Source organism: Sphingomonas bacterium (genome assembly GCF_903643065.1).
In the GTDB taxonomy this organism is placed as follows: Bacteria; Pseudomonadota; Alphaproteobacteria; order Sphingomonadales; family Sphingomonadaceae; genus Sphingomonas.
Map to the genome: position 1 here is coordinate 1 of NZ_CAHJWX010000352.1, position 3,252 is coordinate 3,252.

General features: G+C 65.7%; 3 protein-coding genes. 2 read left to right on the top strand and 1 reads right to left on the bottom strand.

Annotated elements, in window-relative coordinates; all coding sequences use genetic code 11:
- The first annotated feature begins 1,005 nt into the window (after positions 1-1,005).
- Positions 1,006-2,010, top strand: coding sequence for a hypothetical protein (locus tag HUU95_RS14375; protein WP_217429829.1), 1,005 nt, complete (start codon positions 1,006-1,008; stop codon positions 2,008-2,010).
- A 3-nt stretch (positions 2,011-2,013) separates the two neighbouring features.
- Here the strand turns inward: HUU95_RS14375 and HUU95_RS11875 are convergent, their stop codons facing one another.
- Positions 2,014-2,808 (bottom strand): acyl esterase, encoded by a 795-nt coding sequence (locus HUU95_RS11875; RefSeq protein ID WP_174280300.1) that lies wholly within the window; start codon positions 2,806-2,808, stop codon positions 2,014-2,016.
- 181 nt (positions 2,809-2,989) lie between these two features.
- On the opposite strand from HUU95_RS11875, the gene HUU95_RS11880 reads away from it, so the two are divergent.
- Positions 2,990-3,252: hypothetical protein (locus HUU95_RS11880; protein WP_217429830.1), on the top strand; the 263-nt coding region annotated here is incomplete at its 3' end.

Genomic DNA, 3,252 nt, shown 5'->3' on the forward strand with positions numbered 1-3,252 from the left:
TCAGATCGCAAAAGCTAGCCAATCTCGCTGGTGACGGAGATCGCAAGCTAAGATGAAAGCGGGTCCCCGCAACCATCTTAACTTGCGAGAAGGACGGCTTGAATGCTGCGCGCCCTCACGTCGTGCTGGTTGGCGGCCCGTCCGCGCCGGTCGCCGCGTAGCGTCTGGCGGCCATCCTCGCCATTGCCCGAACCAACTCGACCAACCTTTCATCGGGCTGACCCTGGCGGACTAGCTCCAGCTTCCCGCCATCCTCAACGCCACTAACGTCAGTTTGTCGGCTTCGCGTCGGCATTGCTTTGGTCCTGCCACCCTACGACGGGCAACGGTCGCCTTTCCGCGTAAATCCGTCAAGGTGCACGCTAGCTACGTGCCCAACAGGCCAGCCTGCTTCTGCGGCAAGCAGGTTCTGCTCGGCGAGTGATTCTGATGGCTCTAGGGCCGTGTTACCCGCAGCGTTACCCAGCCCGGTTGGGAGGGGGCTTGCGGACCTGCTAAGTCATTGAAAAGGTGGTGGACGCACTTGGGCTCGAACCAAGGACCCGCTGATTTAGAGACATAGCCCTTTAACTGGCGTGAGATCTGCGCGAGAGCAGAGTGGAGTTGACCCTGTTCCGCTCAAGCTCTTCTTCCTCGCTGAACAAGGGAGATATGAGATCAGGTATTTAACAGCGGCAGACTGCGTTCACACCACAGTGGTCCCGGTGCCGCCGAGAGACTATGGCGGAGCCTTTCCCACGGCCTACCTGAGAGTGGTAGACGACGAGGGAGCAGAAAGCTCCCTCGGGGATCGAAATATATTAACATCAAGAAGTTAGAGCTGCGAACACGGCACCCACCCTCTCCGCCAATCCACCGGGGATCAGGGGCACAAATACCCGGTGGTGGAGCCGGGTCCGTCCGCTGCCGACCAGCGGCTTCACGCCGGCCCGGCGCGTGCGGGCGGTAACCACAACTTCACCGATCGGCCCTAGACCGCTCAACAGGATGTTCGAGGGTGGAACGATGCGCGATTGGCTGTTGGTGGCGAGCGGCGGCCTGATGCTGACCGCCTGTGGCGGCGGTTCGAGTGGGGCGACTTCATCGGTCGCGGTGGTGTCGGGCACGCCCACCCCGGCGCCCACGCCTACTCCCACACCCACACCCACACCCACACCCACACCCACGCCTGCGCCCACGCCGACACCGACCAGCGCCTATTCGCGCTACGCCGACCTGTCGGGTGATCGGAGCTTCGGGACGGCTTGTGCATCGCTGCTGCTGAGCGGCGATCTGCCGACACCGCCTCAGCCGGCGCTGGCCTATGGCGAAGCGCTGACGCTCGGCTATGCCGCGGCCACGCGCGGGTGGACGATCGGCGGCGACGGTGTCGCCCAGTCGTTCGGGCCGGCCGACGCGGTGGCCGCGCCCGCCGGCCAGCTGAGCTATGAGCATGTCGTCGACGGGTCGGCGCAGCGCTTCACCGTGATCGATCCCGTCGTCGGCGGAACGACATTCGACTTCACACGCAGCTTCGCCCTGCGCACGGATCGCGCCGCGGGATCGACACTCTATTCGTGTGTGTTCGGGGTGCCGGCGGCGGCCGCCGCGGTGCCCACGGCGGCGGTCACCTATACCAGGATCAGCATCGGCGGCACCGCCCATCTCGGCGCGCTGGACGGCACGATCCAGACCTATGCGTTGAGCGGCAGCACGGGCGCGGTCGGCATCGACGCCACCGGCCAGGCGATCACCGTCACGGTGCATCTGCTCGGCAACCTGCAGACGGCGAGCGGAGTGGCGACCGCCGTCACCGACCTGGGCAGCTTCACCGGCACCGCCGCGCTCGATCCCGCCCATGGCAAGTTCACCGGCCAGCTCGACGGCACCGATCGCGTCAGCCTGTTCTCCTCGTTCAGCGGCTGGTTCTTCGGCGACAAGGAGAGCGGATCGGCGTTCGAGATCCTGGCGACCGACACCACCGCGGGCAGCCGGGTCGCCGCCGTCGGCACGATCGCCGCCGCCCGATAGGGTTCAGGTCCGCCGGCGCCACCACCCCGCGACGCGTGAGGTGGCCGCTTGCTTGACCAGGCGGGAGCCCGACAGGAACACCTCGGTCACGGTGGTCTGGATCCAGCGTGACCGGAAGGCGCGCGCGTATTTGCGATCGAACGCGGCGGCGCTGGTCCGGAAGCTGTCGTCCAGCGTGCCGCCGCTGAGGTGGCGCAGGTGGAAGTCGATCACATAGGCGCGGTGGCCCAGGATGTCGGCCATGACGCACAGGTCCGCTCCGTACATGTGATAGCCGGACAGATCGCGCGACAGGCATAGATTGGCGTCGCGCCGGACGACGAGGAAGTTCTCGTCCAGCGCGGTGACAGGCTGCGGCAGATCGCCCAGCGTGATGTCGTCGCCATGCGGATCGGTGATGCGCATCGCCACTCGTCCGACCGCGATGCCGCCGGCATTGCCGCACAGGGCCCAGCCCGGGTCGCGCGCCGTCAACTCGCGCAACCGTGCCTCCAGCGTGGCGCGATCGTCGAAACACAACTCGACGTCCTGATGGGTGAGGATGACGAACTCGCCCCGCGCCTCGACCAGGAACGCGTTATAGCCGGTGAAGGCGTCATGAACGTTGCCCCGCGAATTATCGATGCACAGATATTCGCAATCATCGCCGAACCCCGCCGCGCGATAGGAGCTCAGCATCCGGTCATACTGGTCCGGCCTGGTGACCAGCGCGCAGATCGTGAACGGGTGCGTCGGCCGGTCGTCGGGCCGGAGGACGCGGACACCGGCCGGAACCGACGCGGGCTGGGCGGGGATCAACGGCGGTCTCTCCGATGCGGACGCGCCCGGCTTAGGCGAGCCGGCGGGGCGGGGGCAAGGCCGATGCGCGGGGATCCGGGATCGGTCATCGCGAACGTGCTTATCGATCCATTCATCGTCTCTCTCCCGTCGCCGTCAACTCCTTCAGGGCTAACTGGCGGCAACAAAAAGGGAAAAGTTCATGGTGACTACGGCCAACATCGGAATGAACCTCGCTGGCGTGAACTATTACCAGACGGAGTTCCCGTTCATCGACCGGATGAAGACCGCGTCGTCCTGGATGGGCGCCGACAACATCAAGCTCGACGCGAACGGCTATCCGCTGGCGATCCCGGCGGGGGTCGACACGGTCTACACGATGGTCGGCATGGACCCGCTATCGGCGGGGCTCAACAACACCTATGTCCTGACCTATACCGGCACCGCGACGTTCGAGCTGCTGGG